The sequence below is a fragment of the Rhizobium fabae genome (genome assembly GCF_003985135.1).
GTDB lineage: Bacteria > Pseudomonadota > Alphaproteobacteria > Rhizobiales > Rhizobiaceae > Rhizobium > Rhizobium pisi.
This window is the reverse complement of sequence record NZ_ML133652.1, coordinates 106,747-123,923: the sequence shown is the minus strand read 5'-3', so window position 1 is coordinate 123,923 and position 17,177 is coordinate 106,747. Positions and strand designations below refer to the sequence as shown.

18 protein-coding genes are annotated in these 17,177 nt (G+C 61.5%); 8 read left to right on the top strand and 10 right to left on the bottom strand.

All coding sequences use genetic code 11. The annotated features are described in order from the left end of the window. The first annotated feature begins 19 nt into the window (after positions 1-19). The 5 genes from EFB14_RS17850 to EFB14_RS17830 all read left to right on the top strand — a co-directional run bounded on the left by EFB14_RS17850 (position 20) and on the right by EFB14_RS17830 (position 4,005). Complete coding sequence (locus tag EFB14_RS17850) at positions 20-817, top strand: basic amino acid ABC transporter substrate-binding protein (RefSeq protein ID WP_126827609.1); 798 nt, start codon at positions 20-22, stop codon at positions 815-817. A 16-nt stretch (positions 818-833) separates the two neighbouring features. After that, the gene (locus EFB14_RS17845) at positions 834-1,646 is read left to right on the top strand and encodes an amino acid ABC transporter permease (protein ID WP_126827607.1); all 813 of its coding nucleotides are present in this window, start codon (positions 834-836) and stop codon (positions 1,644-1,646) included. A gap of 21 nt (positions 1,647-1,667) precedes the next feature. Next, positions 1,668-1,829, top strand: a complete 162-nt coding sequence (locus EFB14_RS17840) for a hypothetical protein (RefSeq protein ID WP_164737542.1) — start codon at positions 1,668-1,670, stop codon at positions 1,827-1,829. A gap of 73 nt (positions 1,830-1,902) precedes the next feature. After that, positions 1,903-3,312: a 3-isopropylmalate dehydratase large subunit gene (gene leuC, locus EFB14_RS17835; RefSeq protein ID WP_125846019.1), complete on the top strand. Its 1,410-nt coding sequence runs from the start codon at positions 1,903-1,905 to the stop codon at positions 3,310-3,312. A gap of 348 nt (positions 3,313-3,660) precedes the next feature. Then, on the top strand, positions 3,661-4,005 hold the full coding sequence (locus EFB14_RS17830) for a cell surface protein (RefSeq protein WP_126827605.1): 345 nt from the start codon (positions 3,661-3,663) through the stop codon (positions 4,003-4,005). 83 nt (positions 4,006-4,088) lie between these two features. Here EFB14_RS17830 and EFB14_RS17825 read toward each other — a convergent pair whose 3' ends face one another. Together EFB14_RS17825 and EFB14_RS17820 are read right to left on the bottom strand one after the other, a co-directional pair. Further along, positions 4,089-4,919 (bottom strand): aldo/keto reductase, encoded by an 831-nt coding sequence (locus tag EFB14_RS17825; protein WP_126827603.1) that lies wholly within the window; start codon positions 4,917-4,919, stop codon positions 4,089-4,091. A gap of 130 nt (positions 4,920-5,049) precedes the next feature. After that, positions 5,050-5,571, bottom strand: coding sequence for a L,D-transpeptidase family protein (locus EFB14_RS17820; RefSeq protein ID WP_126827601.1), 522 nt, complete (start codon positions 5,569-5,571; stop codon positions 5,050-5,052). Positions 5,572-5,737: 166 nt separating this feature from the next. Between EFB14_RS17820 and EFB14_RS17815 the strand changes: the two genes are divergently transcribed. Both EFB14_RS17815 and EFB14_RS17810 read left to right on the top strand, forming a co-directional pair. Then, a complete protein-coding gene (locus tag EFB14_RS17815; protein ID WP_126827599.1) occupies positions 5,738-6,421 on the top strand; it encodes a response regulator transcription factor in 684 nt (227 codons plus the stop codon). A gap of 136 nt (positions 6,422-6,557) precedes the next feature. Next, the gene (locus EFB14_RS17810) at positions 6,558-7,013 is read left to right on the top strand and encodes a cyclic nucleotide-binding domain-containing protein (protein WP_126827597.1); all 456 of its coding nucleotides are present in this window, start codon (positions 6,558-6,560) and stop codon (positions 7,011-7,013) included. 18 nt (positions 7,014-7,031) lie between these two features. Here the strand turns inward: EFB14_RS17810 and EFB14_RS17805 are convergent, their stop codons facing one another. From EFB14_RS17805 to tesB, 7 genes are all read right to left on the bottom strand, one after another. Beyond that, entirely contained in the window at positions 7,032-7,817 is a 786-nt protein-coding gene (locus tag EFB14_RS17805; RefSeq protein ID WP_126827595.1) for an ATP-grasp domain-containing protein, read from the bottom strand. Beyond that, the gene (locus EFB14_RS17800) at positions 7,817-8,620 is read right to left on the bottom strand and encodes an exodeoxyribonuclease III (RefSeq protein ID WP_126827593.1); all 804 of its coding nucleotides are present in this window, start codon (positions 8,618-8,620) and stop codon (positions 7,817-7,819) included. Before EFB14_RS17800 ends, EFB14_RS17805 begins: the two co-directional genes overlap by 1 nt. A 143-nt stretch (positions 8,621-8,763) precedes the next feature. After that, the gene (locus EFB14_RS17795; protein WP_125846013.1) at positions 8,764-9,432 is read right to left on the bottom strand and encodes an outer membrane lipoprotein carrier protein LolA; all 669 of its coding nucleotides are present in this window, start codon (positions 9,430-9,432) and stop codon (positions 8,764-8,766) included. A 137-nt stretch (positions 9,433-9,569) separates the two neighbouring features. Then, positions 9,570-12,239: an FtsK/SpoIIIE family DNA translocase gene (locus tag EFB14_RS17790; RefSeq protein WP_126827591.1), complete on the bottom strand. Its 2,670-nt coding sequence runs from the start codon at positions 12,237-12,239 to the stop codon at positions 9,570-9,572. 250 nt (positions 12,240-12,489) lie between these two features. Beyond that, on the bottom strand, positions 12,490-13,917 hold the full coding sequence (locus tag EFB14_RS17785) for an ammonium transporter (protein ID WP_126827589.1): 1,428 nt from the start codon (positions 13,915-13,917) through the stop codon (positions 12,490-12,492). A gap of 28 nt (positions 13,918-13,945) precedes the next feature. Then, positions 13,946-14,296 carry a P-II family nitrogen regulator gene (locus EFB14_RS17780; RefSeq protein WP_003543684.1) on the bottom strand — a complete coding sequence of 117 codons (351 nt, stop codon included), beginning with the start codon at positions 14,294-14,296 and terminating at the stop codon, positions 13,946-13,948. A 210-nt stretch (positions 14,297-14,506) separates the two neighbouring features. After that, positions 14,507-15,391: an acyl-CoA thioesterase II gene (gene tesB, locus EFB14_RS17775; RefSeq protein ID WP_126827587.1), complete on the bottom strand. Its 885-nt coding sequence runs from the start codon at positions 15,389-15,391 to the stop codon at positions 14,507-14,509. Between the two features lie 84 nt (positions 15,392-15,475). Here tesB and EFB14_RS17770 point away from each other — a divergent pair, with 84 nt between their 5' ends. Then, on the top strand, positions 15,476-16,690 hold the full coding sequence (locus EFB14_RS17770) for a ubiquinone biosynthesis hydroxylase (RefSeq protein WP_126827585.1): 1,215 nt from the start codon (positions 15,476-15,478) through the stop codon (positions 16,688-16,690). A gap of 290 nt (positions 16,691-16,980) precedes the next feature. Here EFB14_RS17770 and EFB14_RS17755 read toward each other — a convergent pair whose 3' ends face one another. Next, positions 16,981-17,169 (bottom strand): Trm112 family protein, encoded by a 189-nt coding sequence (locus EFB14_RS17755; RefSeq protein ID WP_003567459.1) that lies wholly within the window; start codon positions 17,167-17,169, stop codon positions 16,981-16,983. Positions 17,170-17,177 lie beyond the last annotated feature (8 nt).

Genomic DNA, 17,177 nt, shown 5'->3' with positions numbered 1-17,177 from the left:
AACCCTCCGGAGCCGTTCAATGTTGTTTCGTCGTACCGTCCTTGCGAGCTTCGCCGCCCTTGCTCTCGGACCCCTGGCCGCTTCGGCCGCCGGCCTGCCCGATCTCGGCGGCAAGAGCGTCGTCGTCGTCACCGAGAATGCCTATCCGCCGCTGCAGTTCGTCGATCCGAAATCCGGCAAGGCAATCGGCTGGGAATATGATGCGATGAACGAGATCGCCAAGCGGCTGAACTTCAAGGTTGAATACCAGAACACCAGCTGGGACGCGATGATCCAGGCGGTTTCCGACGGCCAGTACAACATCGGCATGACCGGCATCACCATCAAGGAAGACCGCAAGCAGAAGGTGGACTTCTCCGATCCCTACATGCGCTCGCAGCAGTTCATGCTGGTGCGCGGCGACGAGAAGCGCTTCACCGACGCCAAGTCCTTCGGCGGATTCAAGGACGGCCTGGTCGGCGCTCAGCCTGGTACCACACCCTTCTACACTGCCGTCTATGAAGTGCTCGATGGCAATGAGCAGAATCCGCGTATCAAGCTCTTCGAAACCTTCGGCGCCACTGTCCAGGCGCTCAAAGCCGGCGACGTCGACGTCGTGCTGACCGACGGCACCGCCGGCAAGGGCTATGTCGACGCGTCGAACGGCGCGCTGAAGCTGATCGGCGAGCCGCTCGGCACCGAGGATTTCGGCTTCATCTTCCCGAAAGGCTCCGATCTCGTCGCCCCCATTAATGCCGCCATTTCAGCACTCAAGGCCGACGGCACGCTGGATGCGCTGAACAAGAAATGGTTCCTCGACTACAAGATGGGCGAATGACGCCGAGCAGCCGCTAATGGCGTTGAGGCCATCTCCCGACAGACACGTCAAGGACGATTATCCCTGGTGGCTGGTCGCGCTCGTCGCGATCGGCATCGTCCTTGCCGCCGTCATCGTCGCCAACGATATCTATGCCCAGGTTTTCCGCACCGTCGTCAACGGCGTCGGCATCACCGTCTTCGTCACGCTGGTCGCCTTCGTGCTCGCCACCGTCCTCGGACTCGGCATCTGCCTGCTCGGCATGGCTGATAATCCGGTGCTGCGCCAGATCGCACGCTTCTACATCGAGATGATCCGCGGCATCCCGATGCTCGTGCTCTTGTTCTATGTCGCCTTCGTCGGCGCGCCGGCTTTGGTCGCAGCCTATAATTTCCTGATCTCGCCGCTGGTGACGGCAGGCGTGGCCGAACCCATTCTGGTCCGCGATCTCTCGCTGATGTGGCGGGCGATCATCGCGCTGACGATCGGTTATTCCTCCTTCATCGCTGAAATCTTCCGCGCCGGTTTCCAATCGGTCGATCTCGGTCAGATCGAGGCGGCCAAGGCGCTCGGCCTCTCGCGCTACCGGCGCTTCCGCTCCGTCATCTTCCCGCAGGCGATCCGGGTGATCTTCCCGCCGCTCTCCAACGATTTCGTCTCCATGGTCAAGGACAGCTCGCTCGTCTCCGTGCTCGGCGTCGCCGACATCACCCAGATGGGCAAGGTCTACGCCGCCGGCTCGTTTCGCTTCTTCGAGACCTATTCGATCGTCACCTATATTTACCTGATCCTGACGATCGGACTTTCGCTGGCGCTGCGGCGAACCGAGAAATGGATGAAGTCGCGGTGAAGGCGTCGCGAAGCGCTTCTGATGATTCAAATTGAAGCCGCCGCGAAAAATCGTTATATGCATGCCATGGAATCCAAGTTCAGATGCACTGGCGCGCATATTTTCGTGCTGCAGGATCATTATCGCCTGCCGGCGCGGTTTTTTGCGTGCGTGTCCGGTGCGCTCAACAGCCGACTTCGTTGAACGAATGACGGCCGGCGGCCTGATCCGCCATTTTCCGATTTTCCAAGGCTTTCAAAAAAACGGACTTAACGCCATGAGCGCACCGCGTACCCTCTACGACAAGATCTGGGACGATCATCTGGTCGACGAACAGGCAGACGGCACCTGTCTTCTCTACATCGACCGCCACCTGGTCCATGAAGTGACCTCGCCGCAGGCGTTCGAAGGCCTGCGCATGACCGGCCGCAAGGTTCGCGCGCCGGAAAAGACGCTCGCCGTCGTCGACCATAACGTTCCGACCTCGCCCGATCGCCATCTCGGCATCAAGAACGAGGAAAGCCGCATCCAGGTCGAAGCGCTCGCCACCAACGCCGCCGAATTCGGCGTCGAATATTATTCGGCGAGCGACAAGCGCCAGGGCATCGTTCACATCGTCGGTCCGGAACAGGGCTTCACCCTGCCCGGCATGACCATCGTCTGCGGCGACAGCCACACCTCGACGCATGGCGCCTTCGGCGCGCTGGCGCACGGCATCGGCACCTCCGAGGTCGAGCATGTGCTGGCGACCCAGACGCTGATCCAGAAGAAGGCGAAGAACATGCTGGTGCGTGTCGACGGCGTACTTCCGCCGCACGTCACCGCCAAGGACATCATCCTCGCCATCATCGGCGAGATCGGCACGGCCGGCGGCACCGGCCACGTCATCGAATTTGCCGGCGAAGCGATCCGTGCGCTGTCGATGGAAGGCCGCATGACCATCTGCAACATGACGATCGAGGGCGGCGCCCGTGCCGGCCTGATCGCGCCAGATGAAAAAACCTTTGAATACATCAAGGGCAAGCCGCGTGCGCCGAAGGGCGAAGCGCTGGAACAGGCGATCGCCTACTGGAAGACGCTGCAGACCGACGAAGGCGCCCACTATGACCGCGTCGTCGTGCTCGATGCCGCCAGCCTGCCGCCGATCGTCTCCTGGGGCTCCTCGCCCGAAGACGTCATCTCCGTCCAGGGCATCGTTCCCAACCCTGACGATATCCAGGACGAAACCAAGCGCACCTCCAAGTGGCGCGCGCTCGACTATATGGGCCTCAAGCCGGGCACCAAGATGACCGACATCACGCTCGATCGCGTCTTCATCGGCTCCTGCACCAACGGCCGCATCGAGGATCTGCGCGAAGTCGCCAAGGTCGTCGAGGGCAAGACGGTTGCCGCAACCGTCGACGCGATGATAGTGCCGGGCTCCGGCCTCGTCAAGGAGCAGGCGGAAGCCGAAGGCCTCGACAAGATCTTCAAGGCCGCCGGCTTCGACTGGCGCGAGCCGGGCTGCTCCATGTGCCTGGCCATGAACGACGACCGCCTGAAGCCGGGCGAGCGCTGCGCCTCGACCTCGAACCGCAATTTCGAAGGCCGCCAGGGTTTCAAGGGCCGCACGCACCTCGTCTCGCCGGCCATGGCCGCCGCCGCTGCGATCGCCGGACACTTCGTCGATATCCGCGAGTGGAACTGATCTGATCCGGTCGGAATGAAAACCGCCCGATGCGCTCCGAGCGCATCGGGCGGTTTCGCATTTGAGCTCCGGTCGCTCCGACGTCCGGATTGTTGCAGACCTGCACCGCGCGCGCCGTCGCTGACGCGCCAAGAGTTCCTTAGCTCTCTGAATTGCTGCCCTAATTTCTCCGCTTCCGATTTAATTATGTCATGGCGGGCAAGCCCGTTTGTGCATGGCCCGCATTCCCAATTTCATCCTTTCGGGCAATCGACATCGATAAAGTCTTGTGGCCTCATCGATAATCAGGCGCGACACCCGACAGATACCGTTCAGGCTTCGCGAACACCGCGCCATCGGGGAAGCGCCATGAGGCAGAAGTTAGTATGGAGTTTACTGCAAGCCGGCCTGATTTTTGCACTGCTGGCATCGATCGACGCCGCCGGCGCCGGGCCGATGAATCCAAGAATGCCGCCAATCATTGGTGCTTCGGACCAACTGCAGCAGGTTGCGCAGAAGAAGATACCGTCGCTCAACGGATATCGCGGCTCTAGCAGCAGCCGGCCCGGCTATATCAAGAGCTCGAACGGCTATTGGTATCCCTCGCGCGCCTTCGACGATTATACCGGCTCAATTGGACGGCCGCAAAACCCAAGCAATACCTGCAATTACGGCTTCGCCCCAACCAACGGATCGTCCAATTGCAATTATTGACTGAAGGCTGCATGCCTCGGTCAAGCGGCGGCCGCCACGGTTGGTCTCTCCTCCGCGGCGGCCGCTGATGTGTTGGGTACTGGTCAGAAAGACGCCGTCATCGGATCCGGTCCCATGCGGGCGCCGACGCTGTCGAGCTTTGCGATCGCGGCCATATCATCGGCATCGAGCTTGAAGTCGAACACCTCGAAATTCTCTTCGATGCGTGACGGCGTAACTGACTTCGGGATGACGACGAGGCCGGTGTCGATGTGCCAGCGGATGATGACCTGGGCCGGCGTCTTCTGATGCTTCCTGGCGATCTCGCCGATGACAGGGTTCGAGATGAATTTGCCCTGGCCGAGCGGGCTCCAGGATTCGGTGGCGATGTTAAGCTTCTTGTGAACCTCCTGCGCCGCCTTCTGCTGGAAATCGGGGTGCAGTTCGATCTGGTTGATGACGGGAACAACGCCCGTTTCGCCGATGATACGTTCCAGATGTTCAGGGTAGAAATTCGATACGCCGATCGAACGGGCGCGGCCCTCTTCCCGGATGCGCGCGAAAGCCTTCCAGGTCTCGGTATAAAGACCGCGATGCGGCGACGGCCAGTGAATGAGGTAAAGGTCGACATATTCGGAGCCGAGCTTCTTCAGGCTGCCGTCAAAGGCACGCAGCGCATTGTCGTAGCCCTGATCGGTGTTCCTGAGCTTGGTGGTGACGAAGATGTCCTTGCGGTCGAGGCCGGATGAGCGGATGCCTTCGCCGACGCCTTCTTCATTGTCGTAGCCGGAAGCCGTATCGATATGGCGATAGCCGGCGGCAATTGCAGTGCGCACCGTTGGAGCGGCAATCTCCTGGGGCGTCTGCCAGACGCCGAGGCCGACCTGGGGAATGGAATGTCCGTCATGGAAAGTGATGATGGGTTGAGCGGTCACAATATATCTCCGGAAATTTGAAAATTGGACGAGGCATGAATTGCGTCCGCGCATGCGGACGTCCCTGAACGCATTTCAGCCGGAGCGTTCGATCACCGAGAGCATATAGGCGGCCGCATCCACAAAACAATCAGAGCACGCGGACAATCGTTCCCTTTCGAAGATGGGGCAGAAGCCGGCGCATGTCGCACAGGCTCACCGCCACGCAGCCGGCCGTCGGCTCATAGCCCGGCCGGATGAGATGGAAGAAGATCGCCGAGCCGCGATGGCGCGCCCGCGAGGAAATGTTCCAGTCCATCACCAGGCAGACATCGTAGAGCATGTCGCTGCGCCGCATCTCCTCATGGCTTGCGTTAAAAGGCGCCCTGACAAGGCGGTTGTAGCTCGCATTATCAGGCTGATCGCACCAGAGCATGTCAGGACGAATGCGGCGAAGGGCAAGCGGCGTGACAAGGCGGCCGTTCCGCTCGCCGCGACGGAAGCCTGATATCAGCCTCATCGATGTGATTGGCGTGGCGCCGTCGCCCTCGCGTTTCAGTACGGTGCGGCCGGAGCGGCCGATCGCGGCTGGCACGGTGATCGCGCCGAGCCGGACGATCGCGCGGCTCTTGTTTCCCGGCGCGGGGCGTACCACGACTGTGGACGGCCTCATCCCCGGCTCCCGCCTTGCTTTTTCCATTTTTCTCGCATGTCTTGCATTGCCTGACGTTTTGATTGAAATCATATGAAAACCTGCCCGGCAACAGCCCCGCCGGCCGATCCTTGCCAAACCCGGAATTTGGCGTAGGACTAGAGAACGAACTTGAGGACACAACGGCATGACCGCACGCACCATTCTTCTGGTGGATGACGACGATGACCTTCGGCAGACGCTGACGGAACAATTGTCGCTTTATGAGGAATTCACGGTTCTGCAGGAAGCCAATGCGGGCAAGGGCGTCGCGACTGCCCGCTCGACGCCGATCGACCTGCTGATCATGGATGTCGGCCTGCCCGATATGGACGGCCGCGAAGCGGTGAAGCTCTTGCGCAAGGGCGGCTTCAAGGCGCCGATCATCATGCTGACCGGCCATGACACCGATTCGGACACGATCCTCGGCCTCGAAGCCGGCGCCAACGACTATGTCACCAAGCCTTTCCGCTTCGCCGTGCTGCTTGCGCGCATCCGCGTGCAGCTGCGCCAGCACGAGCAGAGCGAGGACGCAACCTTCACCGTCGGCCCCTATATCTTCAAGCCGAGCCAGAAGCTGCTCACCACCGACAATGGCCAGAAGATCCGCCTGACGGAAAAGGAAGCGGCGATCATCCGCTACCTCTACCGCGCCGAGCAGAAGGTCGTTACCCGAGACGTGCTTCTCGAAGAGGTCTGGGGCTATAATTCCGGCGTGACGACCCATACGCTGGAAACCCATGTCTACCGGCTGCGCCAGAAGATCGAGCGCGACCCCTCGAATGCCGAAATCCTCGTGACGGAAAACGGCGGCTACAAGATCATACCCTAGGGCATTTCCGTTCCCCGAATCGCGGTAATGCTCTATCTCTTTGTTTTCACGCAATTCCCGGCAAAAGCGTTTCACGCTTTGCCTGGCAAAACCGCCAAGCACCTTTGCTGGAATTGCTCTAAGGCGAAAAGCCCGCATGGCGCTGACCGACGATATCAATCTGCTCTCGCAGCTTCCGCTGTTCAAGGACATGAACGAGGACCAGCTGCGGCTGATCGCCTTCGGCGCCGACCGGCGCGTGATCGCTGCCGGCCAGATGTTGTTTCGCCAGGGCTCGCCGGCCGAAAGCGCCTATGTCGTCATCAGCGGCAGCCTTGAGCTGATGACGACGAGCAGCGACGGCATGCAGAGGGCCGAGGCGGTCGCCGGCCCCGGAACGATGATTTCAGAGCTTGCATTGGTCACCCTGGTAGAGCGCAAGTTCACCGCGATCGCGCGCGAGGATACCAGTATCATCCGCATCACCCGCGCCCTCTTCCACCGGTTGATCGAGGAATATCCGGCCGCGGCCCGGCTGATCGAAAACCGCATCCGCGACAATCTCGCCGAACTCGCGGCAAAGGCCGCAAGCCAGTTCCACCGCTTCAGCTGATCCCTGTTGGTCAAAGCGTCAGTCGCGGGTTAGCCCGTCGATCGCTGCGGCAAGCTTCATGAGATCTGCGGCATAGAATCCGGCGGCATTGAGACAGTTCGTCTCGAGCAGCTTCAGCCCCTCTTCGGTGCGGCAGACATCGATCACATAAGCCGGCGAATAGCCGGGATTGATGTCCACCATGCGCTGCCCGAATTCAAGCGCATCGTCGTCGATCTCGTGGCGGTGGACGACGCGCGAGCCGTCCTTGTAGAGCGAGTAGGTGACGATCCGCCCGTTGACGGCCCAGAGGCGCCATTCACGCAGGATGCGAACAGGCTTGGTGAGCATCAGAAGCGTGTCGTGACGAAGCGATCCGTTCGGGATTTCATCTTCGTCAAGCGCGAGAACCTTCTCCGCCATACCAATGATCTCGCCTGTCGATTTGACGTTGCCCGGCTCTTCCTTGCTGTCGTCGACAGGGCGCAGGAACCAATCCCTTCCATCGTCAGCCAGACGTTCCGGAACCTCCTGAAGGGTCAGAAACAGCGCGTCGGCTCCGTTGAGGAGGTAGGGGTGCCAAGCCCTTTCCTGGACGAAGGGGCGCAGTTTCAACGTGCCCGGCCAATAACCATTCGCCTCGGAGTTTCTCCACAGGGTGTAGGAGCCAAACAGAACCACGGAACCTGGATCGGCTACGACGGGCGTGGGGATAAGTTCGCCGACGAACGGGACGACCTTATGCCATGTGTACGAGATGCCGAGCCGGTCGAGTGCCTCGGCCAGCTTATGGGTGTCTTCGAACTCCTGGAGAATCCACTGCATCAGAGATCAAAATGCGCCGTCACCGGCACGTGGTCCGAGGGGCGATCCCAGCCGCGCGCCTCCTTGAGGATTTCGATCCGCTTGAGATGCGGCCCGAGATCGGACGACGACCAGATATGGTCGAGACGACGGCCGCGATCGGCCGCCTCCCAGTCCTTGGCGCGGTAGCTCCACCACGTATAGAGCTTCTCGTTTTCAGGCACGTGATGGCGCATGAGATCGAGCCAGGCGCCGCGCTTCATCACCTCGAGCAGCCCGTCGGTTTCGACAGGCGTGTGGCTGACGATCTTCAGGAGCTGCTTGTGCGACCAAACATCGTGCTCCAGCGGCGCGATGTTCAGGTCGCCGACGAGGATGGCGGAAGTGTTGGCCTCGCCATTGGCTTTCAGCTGCTTCATCTCCTCGATGAAATCGAGCTTGTGGCCGAATTTCGGATTGATGGTGCGGTCCGGCTCGTCGCCGCCGGCCGGGACGTAGAAATTGTGCAGCCGGATGCGGCGATTGCCGCGCTCGAAGATCGCCGATATGTGGCGGGCATCGCCGACGCCGCAATAATCCTGCCGGTGATCCTCCGTCAGCGGAATGCGCGAGGCGATCGCCACGCCGTGATAGCCCTTCTGGCCGTGGATGATGATGTGGTCATAGCCCATGGCTCGCAGGGGGGCTGCCGGAAAGAGCTCGTTCGGCACCTTTGTTTCCTGCAGGCAGAGAATATCCGGCCTGTGCTTGAGAACGAGCTGCTCGACGATCGGCATGCGCAGCCGCACCGAATTGATGTTCCAGGTGGTAATCGAAAAGCCCATTCCCCATGCCCTTTCACGGCCAATGCCTAGCCCGAACCGCGCAGCGATGTTCGGTGCGACGCGCTTTCATGAAAGGGCTTTAGAACAAAGGCAAGCGGGAGGGAACCCACTTGAGGGAGCGGCCGGCGATCAACCGAAAAGGCTCAGTCGCGCGACGCCGCCGTACCGGGGATGTTCTCGTAAGGCACGCGGAAGACACGGTCGTCGAATTGCACGCCCGTCTTGACGTTGAAGATCATCACTGACGTGTCCTTGCCCTGATTGTCGGTGATCGTCCACTGGCGCAGGTCGTAGGTCTTGGGGTCGAACATCATGGTGATGGTCGAGTTCCCGAACACCGTATTGTTGCCGAGCGCAATTGTCGTCAGGTCCGATTCTTCCTTCACGCCCTTCACCATGCCGGCCGACAGGTCGATATGCTGCGCCAGCAAAAGGCTGAGCGGCGTCTTGGAGAGCGGATAGAGATCCCAGGTCTTGAGCTTGGTGTTGCCGATGGCGACATTCTTGCCGTCGGCGATCACCCGCATCGGCGACGGATCGTCATAGTTGAAGCGTAGCTTGCCGGGGCGCTGAATGAAGAACTTGCCGCCGGTCTGCTCACCGCGTGGACCGAACTGCACGAATTCCCCCTGCATCGTCGTCACGCCGGAGAAATGGTCAGCGATCGCCTGCGCGGTGCCGGAAGCCGGCGCTGCCGCCTGCGCGAAGGCGCCGAGAGGAACGGCGGTCGCCATCGCAGCAACGGCAAAGGCGCCCAGAATTTCGCGGCGCGTCATCGTCAGGCCGGAGAGGAGGGAACTGGAGTTACTCATCTAAATCTCCTTTATGAGATCTGCATGCCGTTGAAAGGCGGCGTCTTCAAGGCCGCGATCAGCCTCGCGAGAGCGAACGGCTTCCATGCCGTCAGGTTCCGCAAAAACGGCCGCATTGGAAATATATGGCCGTTATCTCAGCGGTCGAGGATATCGGCCTCGGTCGGAACAAGAATTTCGCGCTTTCCGGCGTGATTGGCAGGCCCGATGATGCCTTCCTTCTCCATGCGCTCGATAAGCGAAGCGGCTCTGTTGTAACCGATGCCGAGACGGCGCTGGACATAGGAGGTCGAGGCCTTGCCGTCGCGCAGCACGATGGCGACAGCCTGATCATATGGATCTTCCGAGTCCGAAAGGTTCGACGTACCGGCCGGGCCGCCGCCACCGCCGTAATCGCCGTCCTCGTCGTCATCGGCGGTGATCGCATCGAGATATTGCGGCGAGCCCTGCGTCTTCAGGTAGGAGACGATCTCTTCCACTTCGACATCCGAGACGAACGGCCCGTGCACGCGCTGGATACGCCCGCCGCCCGCCATATAGAGCATGTCGCCCATGCCGAGCAGCTGTTCTGCGCCTTGCTCGCCGAGGATCGTGCGGCTGTCGATCTTCGATGTCACCTGGAAGGAGATGCGGGTCGGGAAGTTCGCCTTGATCGTGCCGGTGATGACGTCGACCGACGGACGCTGTGTCGCCATGATCACGTGGATGCCGGCGGCGCGCGCCATCTGCGCCAGACGCTGGACGGCGCCTTCGATATCCTTGCCGGCGACCATCATCAGGTCGGCCATCTCGTCGATGATGACGACGATATAGGGCATCGGGCTGAGATCGAATTCTTCGGTCTCGTACATCGCCTCGCCGGTGTGGCGGTCGAAGCCGGTCTGCACCGTGCGCGAGATCGCCTCGCCCTTCGACAGCGCCTGCTCGACGCGGGTATTGAAGCCGTCGATATTGCGCACGCCGATCTTCGACATCTTCTTGTAGCGCTCTTCCATCTCGCGCACGGTCCATTTCAGCGCGACGACGGCCTTCTTCGGATCGGTGACGACAGGCGAAAGCAGGTGCGGAATGCCGTCATAAACCGAAAGTTCGAGCATCTTCGGGTCGATCATGATCAGGCGGCACTGCTCCGGCGTCATGCGGTAGAGCAGCGACAGGATCATCGTGTTGATGGCGACCGATTTGCCCGAGCCGGTGGTGCCGGCGACCAGCAGGTGCGGCATCTTGGCGAGGTCGGCGATGACGGCTTCGCCGCCGATCGTCTTGCCGAGCGCCATGGCGAGCTTCGCCTTGCTGCCCTCGAAATCCCGGGAAGCGATGAGCTCGCGGAGATAGACGGTCTCGCGCGTCTGGTTGGGCAGTTCGATGCCGATCGCGTTGCGGCCGGGCACGACGGCGACGCGGGCGGCGATCGCGCTCATCGAGCGGGCAATATCGTCGGCCAGGCCGATGACGCGCGACGATTTGATGCCGGGCGCCGGCTCCAATTCGTACAGTGTGACGACAGGACCCGGGCGGACATGGATGATCTCGCCCTTGACACCGAAATCCTCCAGCACGCCTTCGAGCATGCGGGCATTCTGCTCCAGCGCGTCGGCCGAAAGCGTGGAATCGCGGACAACATTCCTTGGCTCGGCGAGCAGATGCATCGAGGGGAGTTGGAAACCTTCGGGACGGATGAACGAGCCTTGCGCCTCGCGCTCGACACGGGCGCCGGGCTTCGGACGCGTGACCGCGGGGACGACGCGAGGTTCCGGCTTGCCGGCGGCCTTTGCCGGCGCGCGGATCATCCACTCGTCGTCATCGTCGTCGGGCAGGATATCGGCCGGGCGCGGCGGCATATCGGTATCGAAGGGCAGATCGTCGTCATCATTGTCGTCGTCGACCGAAAGCGACGGCGCGGCGACGATGCGCCGCGGCGAAGCCGCCCGCGGCTCCATCGACGGCTCCATGCGCTCGCCGCGGACCGTCGGCGCCTTGGCGCGAACCGGTTCGTTCAGCGTGCCGAACTCGTCATCGTTGAAATCATAGGGTGATTCGAAATCGCCCTGGCGGCGCTTGCGCGGCCCCATGCCGAAGAGCCGGCGCAGGCGGCCCTGGCTCATATACCAGGCATGCGTGACGGCGCCGCTCAGGGCAACCCAGCGGGACTCATCCTCTTCGTCCTCGTCTCCGACGACGCGGGCCTTGCTCGTCGTATCGACGTAATCCTCTTCGATCTCGTCGGCGTCGCTATGGCCGACGATGCCCGATGCAAACAGCATCAGCCATGCTGTCGGCAGGGAAAAGACGCAGCCGACCACCATGGCAAAAGTGCCGGTGGGATAAGCGCCGACGAAGAGTGCGGGAAAACGCAGGATCATGTCGCCGACGACACCGCCGATGCCGTTCGGGATCGGCCAGGTGAGCGGCGGCGGAAAGCAGCCGATGACGGCCGAGGAAAGCACCGAGCCGGCGAGCCAGGCGCCCATGCGGGCGGGAATACGGCTGAAGCGGCGGCCGGAGATCAGCGCCAGCGCCCAGGCGACGATCGGCAGCATCGAAACGACGCTGGCAAGCCCCAGGAACTGCATGACGAGATCGGCAAAGGCGGCCCCGCTGTAACCGAGGACATTCGTCGGCAGGTTGGCGGTGGCATAGGAATAGCTGGGATCGGCGACATTCCATGTCGCCAGCGCGGCGACGCAGAGCGCCAGCAGCAGAAAGATCGCAAAGCCGATGAGCGCCTGGATCTGCCGCAGCATGAATGCCGAGAAGGAGAACCGATCCGGACGGCCATCCATTGCCGGCGACGTGCTTCTTGCCATGTGTCTAACCCGTCCAATGCCTGAGGACACGCGAATCGCTAAAGCTTCGCCGTGCCAAAATGCGTCCGCTCTACCTAACCAGAGCCGGGTTAAAGCGATGTTAACCATGCAGGCCCGGATGCGCATTCCTGACGGGGAAATGAAAAAGGCCCGAACCTTGGATGGTCCGGGCCAAATGCGGCTTATTGTTAGATAGGCCGCGACGGGCTGTGCAGCGGCGCCCTTATGCCGGGCGCCGCAAACCCTCTAATCAGGAAGAGTGGTAGGCGGCTTCGCCGTGGGTCGAGAGGTCGAGACCTTCGCGCTCGGCTTCCACGCTCACGCGCAGGCCGATAACGACGTCGACGATCTTGTAGAGGATCGCCGAACCGATGCCCGACCACAGGAGCGTCGTCAGCACGCCCTTGGCCTGGGCCAGGACCTGGGTTGCCGTGCCGGCATAGGAGGCAGCGAAATCGGCCGTCGAGTAATCGACGATGCCGGCGCCGCCGAGAGCCGGGTTGACGAGGATACCCGTGCCGAGAGCGCCGAGGATGCCGCCGATGCAATGCACGCCGAAGACGTCGAGGCTGTCGTCGTAGTTGAACTTGTTCTTCACGACGTCGACGAAGAAGTAGCAGACCGGCGAGACGATGAGGCCGAGAACGATCGAGCCCATCGGGCCGGCAAAACCTGCCGCCGGAGTGATGGCAACGAGACCGGCGACAGCGCCGGAAGCGCCGCCGAGCATGGAAGCCTTGCCGCGGGCGAGGCTTTCAACGATGCACCAGGATACGGCGGCAGCGGCCGTCGCAACGAAGGTGTTGATAAAGGCAAGCGAGGCGTAAGCATTGGCTTCGAGGTTGGAGCCGGCATTGAAGCCGAACCAGCCGACCCACAGCAGCGAGGCGCCGACCATGGTCAGCGTCATCGAATGCGGAGCCATGATTTCCTTCTTATAGCCCGTGCGCTTGCCGAGCATGATGGCGCCGACGAGGCCTGCGATACCGGCATTGATGTGAACGACCGTGCCGCCGGCGAAGTCGATTGCGCCGTAGGAGAAGATCAGGCCGGCCGGCGAGGTGTAGGAGCTCGGACCGCCCCAGAACCAGACCATGTGCGCCATCGGGAAGTAGATGAAGGTGACCCAGAGCACGACGAAGAGCATGACGGCCGAGAACTTTACGCGCTCGGCGAAGGCGCCGACGATGAGGCCGGGCGTGATGCAGGCGAAGGTCATCTGGAACACGATGAAGGTGTATTCCGGAATTGCGACGCCCTTCGAGAAGGTTTCGGCGAGCGACGACGTGTTGACGCCGGCGAGGAACGCCTTGGAGAAGCCGCCGACGAAGCTGTTCAGCGAGCCGCCGTCGGTGAAGGCGAGCGAATAGCCGTAGGTGACCCAGATGAGCGCCACGACGGCGGTGATCATGAAGACCTGCATCAGCACCGAGAGCATGTTTTTGGCGCGAACGAGGCCGCCGTAGAAAAGCGCAAGGCCCGGGATCGTCATCAGAAGGACGAGCGCCGAGGAGATAAGCATCCAGGTATTGTCACCCTTGTCCATGGTGAAGGCGGGAGCAGCAGTGGCGGCAGCGGCTGGCGCGGCTTCCTGCGCGAAAGCGACGGCGGGCGCCAGAAGCGCAGCCGTTGCTGCGCAAGCCAGCGCAATGGTAGAGGAAAACTTCGAAATTGACATGGAATAAAGCTCCTTGATCTGCCGCTCTTTACAGCGCTTCTGAATCGGTTTCGCCCGTACGGATGCGTACGGCATGGTCGATCGAATAGACGAAAATCTTGCCGTCGCCGATCTGGCCGGTCTTGGCCGAGGCCGCGATGGCTTCGACGGCCCTGTCGACGAGTTCCGATGCAACCGCGATTTCGATCTTGAGCTTCGGCAGGAAGCTGACCGCATATTCGGTGCCGCGATAGATTTCAGTGTGCCCCTTCTGGCGGCCGTAGCCCTTCACTTCGGTCACGGTCAGGCCCTGAATGCCGATCGCCGTAAGGGCTTCGCGGACCTCATCGAGCTTGAACGGCTTGATAATAGCCATCACAATTTTCATCTGGTTTCCCATCCTTCGTTATCCTCGGCGCGGAGCCGACTCTCCTTGCCGCTGACGTTCCTGAACAGCGACCGGCGATATACATTCAAAGGACGTGCCAGATTCGAAGTAGGACCTAACTTATTGAAAAATAAATATTATAATTAAGGACGCTAATAAACAGGCAAATGACTGGCCGATAAGCGCACAAATAATGCGCAAATTTATGAAGATGCACATTATTTATTCATTTGCCTTTTTCCGAATCAAACCCTCCTGGGCGACGGAGGCGACCAGCTCGCCCGATCGCGTAAACAGGCTGCCCCGGGTCAATCCACGGGCGCCCGAAGCCGAGGGGCTGTCCTGCGTATAGAGCAGCCAGTCGTCGAGCTTGCAGGGCCTGTGAAACCACATGGAATGATCGAGGCTCGCCACCTGCAGGCTCTGGTCGAAGATCGACGTGCCATGCGCATAGAGCGCGGTGTCGAGCAGCGTCATGTCGGAGAGATAGGCAAGCACCGCCGCCTGGTAGAGCCGGTTGTCGGGAACCGGGCCGGTGGCGCGCACCCAGACGTCCTGTCTCGGATCGAGCTTCTTATCGGAAAAATAATGCGTCAGCGAAACGGGGCGGATCTCGATTGGCCGCTCGCGCTGCCAGTATTTCCGGATCGCTTCGGGCGCATGCGCGAGATATTGCTCCTTGATCTGCTGCTCGCCGAGCAGCGTTTCCGGCGCCGATACCTCGGGCATGTCGATCTGGTGGTCGAAGCCGGGCTCCTCCCCCTGGAAGGAAGCCGACAGCGCGAAGATTGCCTTGCCATGCTGGATCGCCACAACGCGCCGGGTGTTGAAGCTCGATCCGTCGCGGATGCGCTCCGCCTGGTAGATGATCGGCACCGAGGGATCGCCCGGACGCATGAAATAGGCATGCAGGGAATGCGCAAAACGGTCACCCTCGATGGTGCGTTGCGCAGCCATCAGTGCCTGGCCGATCACCTGGCCGCCGAAGACCCGCTGCCAGCCGGCCTGAGGGCTCCTACCACGGAAGATATCGACCTCGATCGGCTCCAGGTCGAGTGTGGCAAGCAGCGTCTCCATCGCCGAAGGCCCTGATGTCTCGCGCGTCATTTTGTGCGTCTCCCGGTGGTAGGAAGTAAGGTTGCGATGATCTATATAGATCACATCTGAGGTACAAGGTACGGGAGCGGCGCGATGCTGGACATGCTGGTTGTGGGCGGGGGTTATGTCGGCCTTTCCGCCGCTGTCGCGGTCAAGCAGGCGGCGCCGCATCTTGATGTCGCGGTTGTCGAGGCGGCCCCCGAGCATGTCTGGAAGGGCGATACGCGCGCCTCCGCCATCATCGCGGCGGCTGCGAAAATGCTCGAGGTCTTCGGCATCTGGGACGAGATCGAGCCTGAAGCCCAGCCGATCAACAAGATGATCGTCACCGACTCAAGGACCTCCGATCCGGTACGCCCGGTTTTTTTGACCTTCGACGGCGAAGTGACGGAAGGCCGGCCTTTCGCGCACATGATCCCGAACGTCGCCATGGTCGCAGCACTGCGCCGCACCTGCGAGCGGCTCGGCATCGAGATCCGCCATGGGCTTGGCGCCACGGAACTGAAGACGCAGGACAGCCATGTCACGGTCACGCTTTCAGACGGCAGCGCGCTGGAAGCCCGGCTGCTGGTCGCCTGCGATGGCGTGCGCTCGAAGCTGCGCGATCTCGCCGGCATCAGGACCGTCACCTGGGATTATGGCCAGTCCGGCATCGTTGCGACCGTCGAACACGAGCGGCCGCACGAGGGCTGCGCCGAAGAACATTTCCTGCCGGCCGGCCCCTTCGCCATCCTGCCGCTCAGAAACAACCGTTCCTCGCTCGTCTGGACGGAGCTGACGCATGATGCCGATCGGCTGGTTGCCGCCGACGATTTGATCTTCGAGGAGGAATTGGAACGCCGTTTCGGCCACAAGCTTGGGAGCCTGAAGGTCATCGGCGACAAGCGCGCCTTTCCTCTCGGCCTGACGCTCGCCCACTCCTTCGTCGCGCCGCGTTTCGCGCTTGCCGGCGACGCAGCCCACGGCATTCACCCGATTTCCGGGCAGGGCCTCAATCTCGGCTTCAAGGATGTGGCGGCACTTGCCGAAACCGTGGTGGAGGCCGACCGCCTCGGCCTCGACATCGGCTCGATCAACATTCTCGAGCGCTACCAGACCTGGCGGCGCTTCGACACCTTCCGCATGGGTGTGACAACAGACGTGCTGAACCGGCTCTTCTCCAACGACGCGACGCCGATCCGCATCGCCCGCGACGTCGGCCTCGGCATCGTCGACCGCCTGCCGCGTCTCAAATCCTTCTTCATCGGCCAGGCTGCGGGAACGACGGCAAAGGACAATCCGCGCCTGCTGGCCGGCCAGACGATTTAGAGCCTTTCCGGGTTAGATTGAAGCATTCTGTTGGCTCAAACGGAGTCGAATGATCGACCGGCCGGCGCGCGTCGTAGCCCAGATCTACGGCCAAGTCGGCCGGTCGATCAGCCGGCCCGTTTCAGCCAACCCGAAGGGCCGGGCATATTTCCGCCAGGATCAAAGGCGATCGGCTCGGACGTACCAACGGGTATGCCCGTCGCCAATCGCCTCTGCCCTGACGAAAACCTGCTCCGGCAGAATGCTTCAATCTAACCCGGAAAGGCTCTAAAGACGATTTCCAAGAGACATCACTCGTCGAGCCGACGGGCCTCGGACACCAGCATGATCGGAATGCCGTCGCGGATCGGATAGGCAAGCTGCGCCTTTTCCGAAACGAGTTCATTGTGCTCGCGATCATAGGAAAGCCGCCCCTTGGAGAGCGGGCAGACCAGGAGTTCGAGCAATTTCGGATCGACGCGGCTGAGTTTTTCGTCCATGGCCGAAG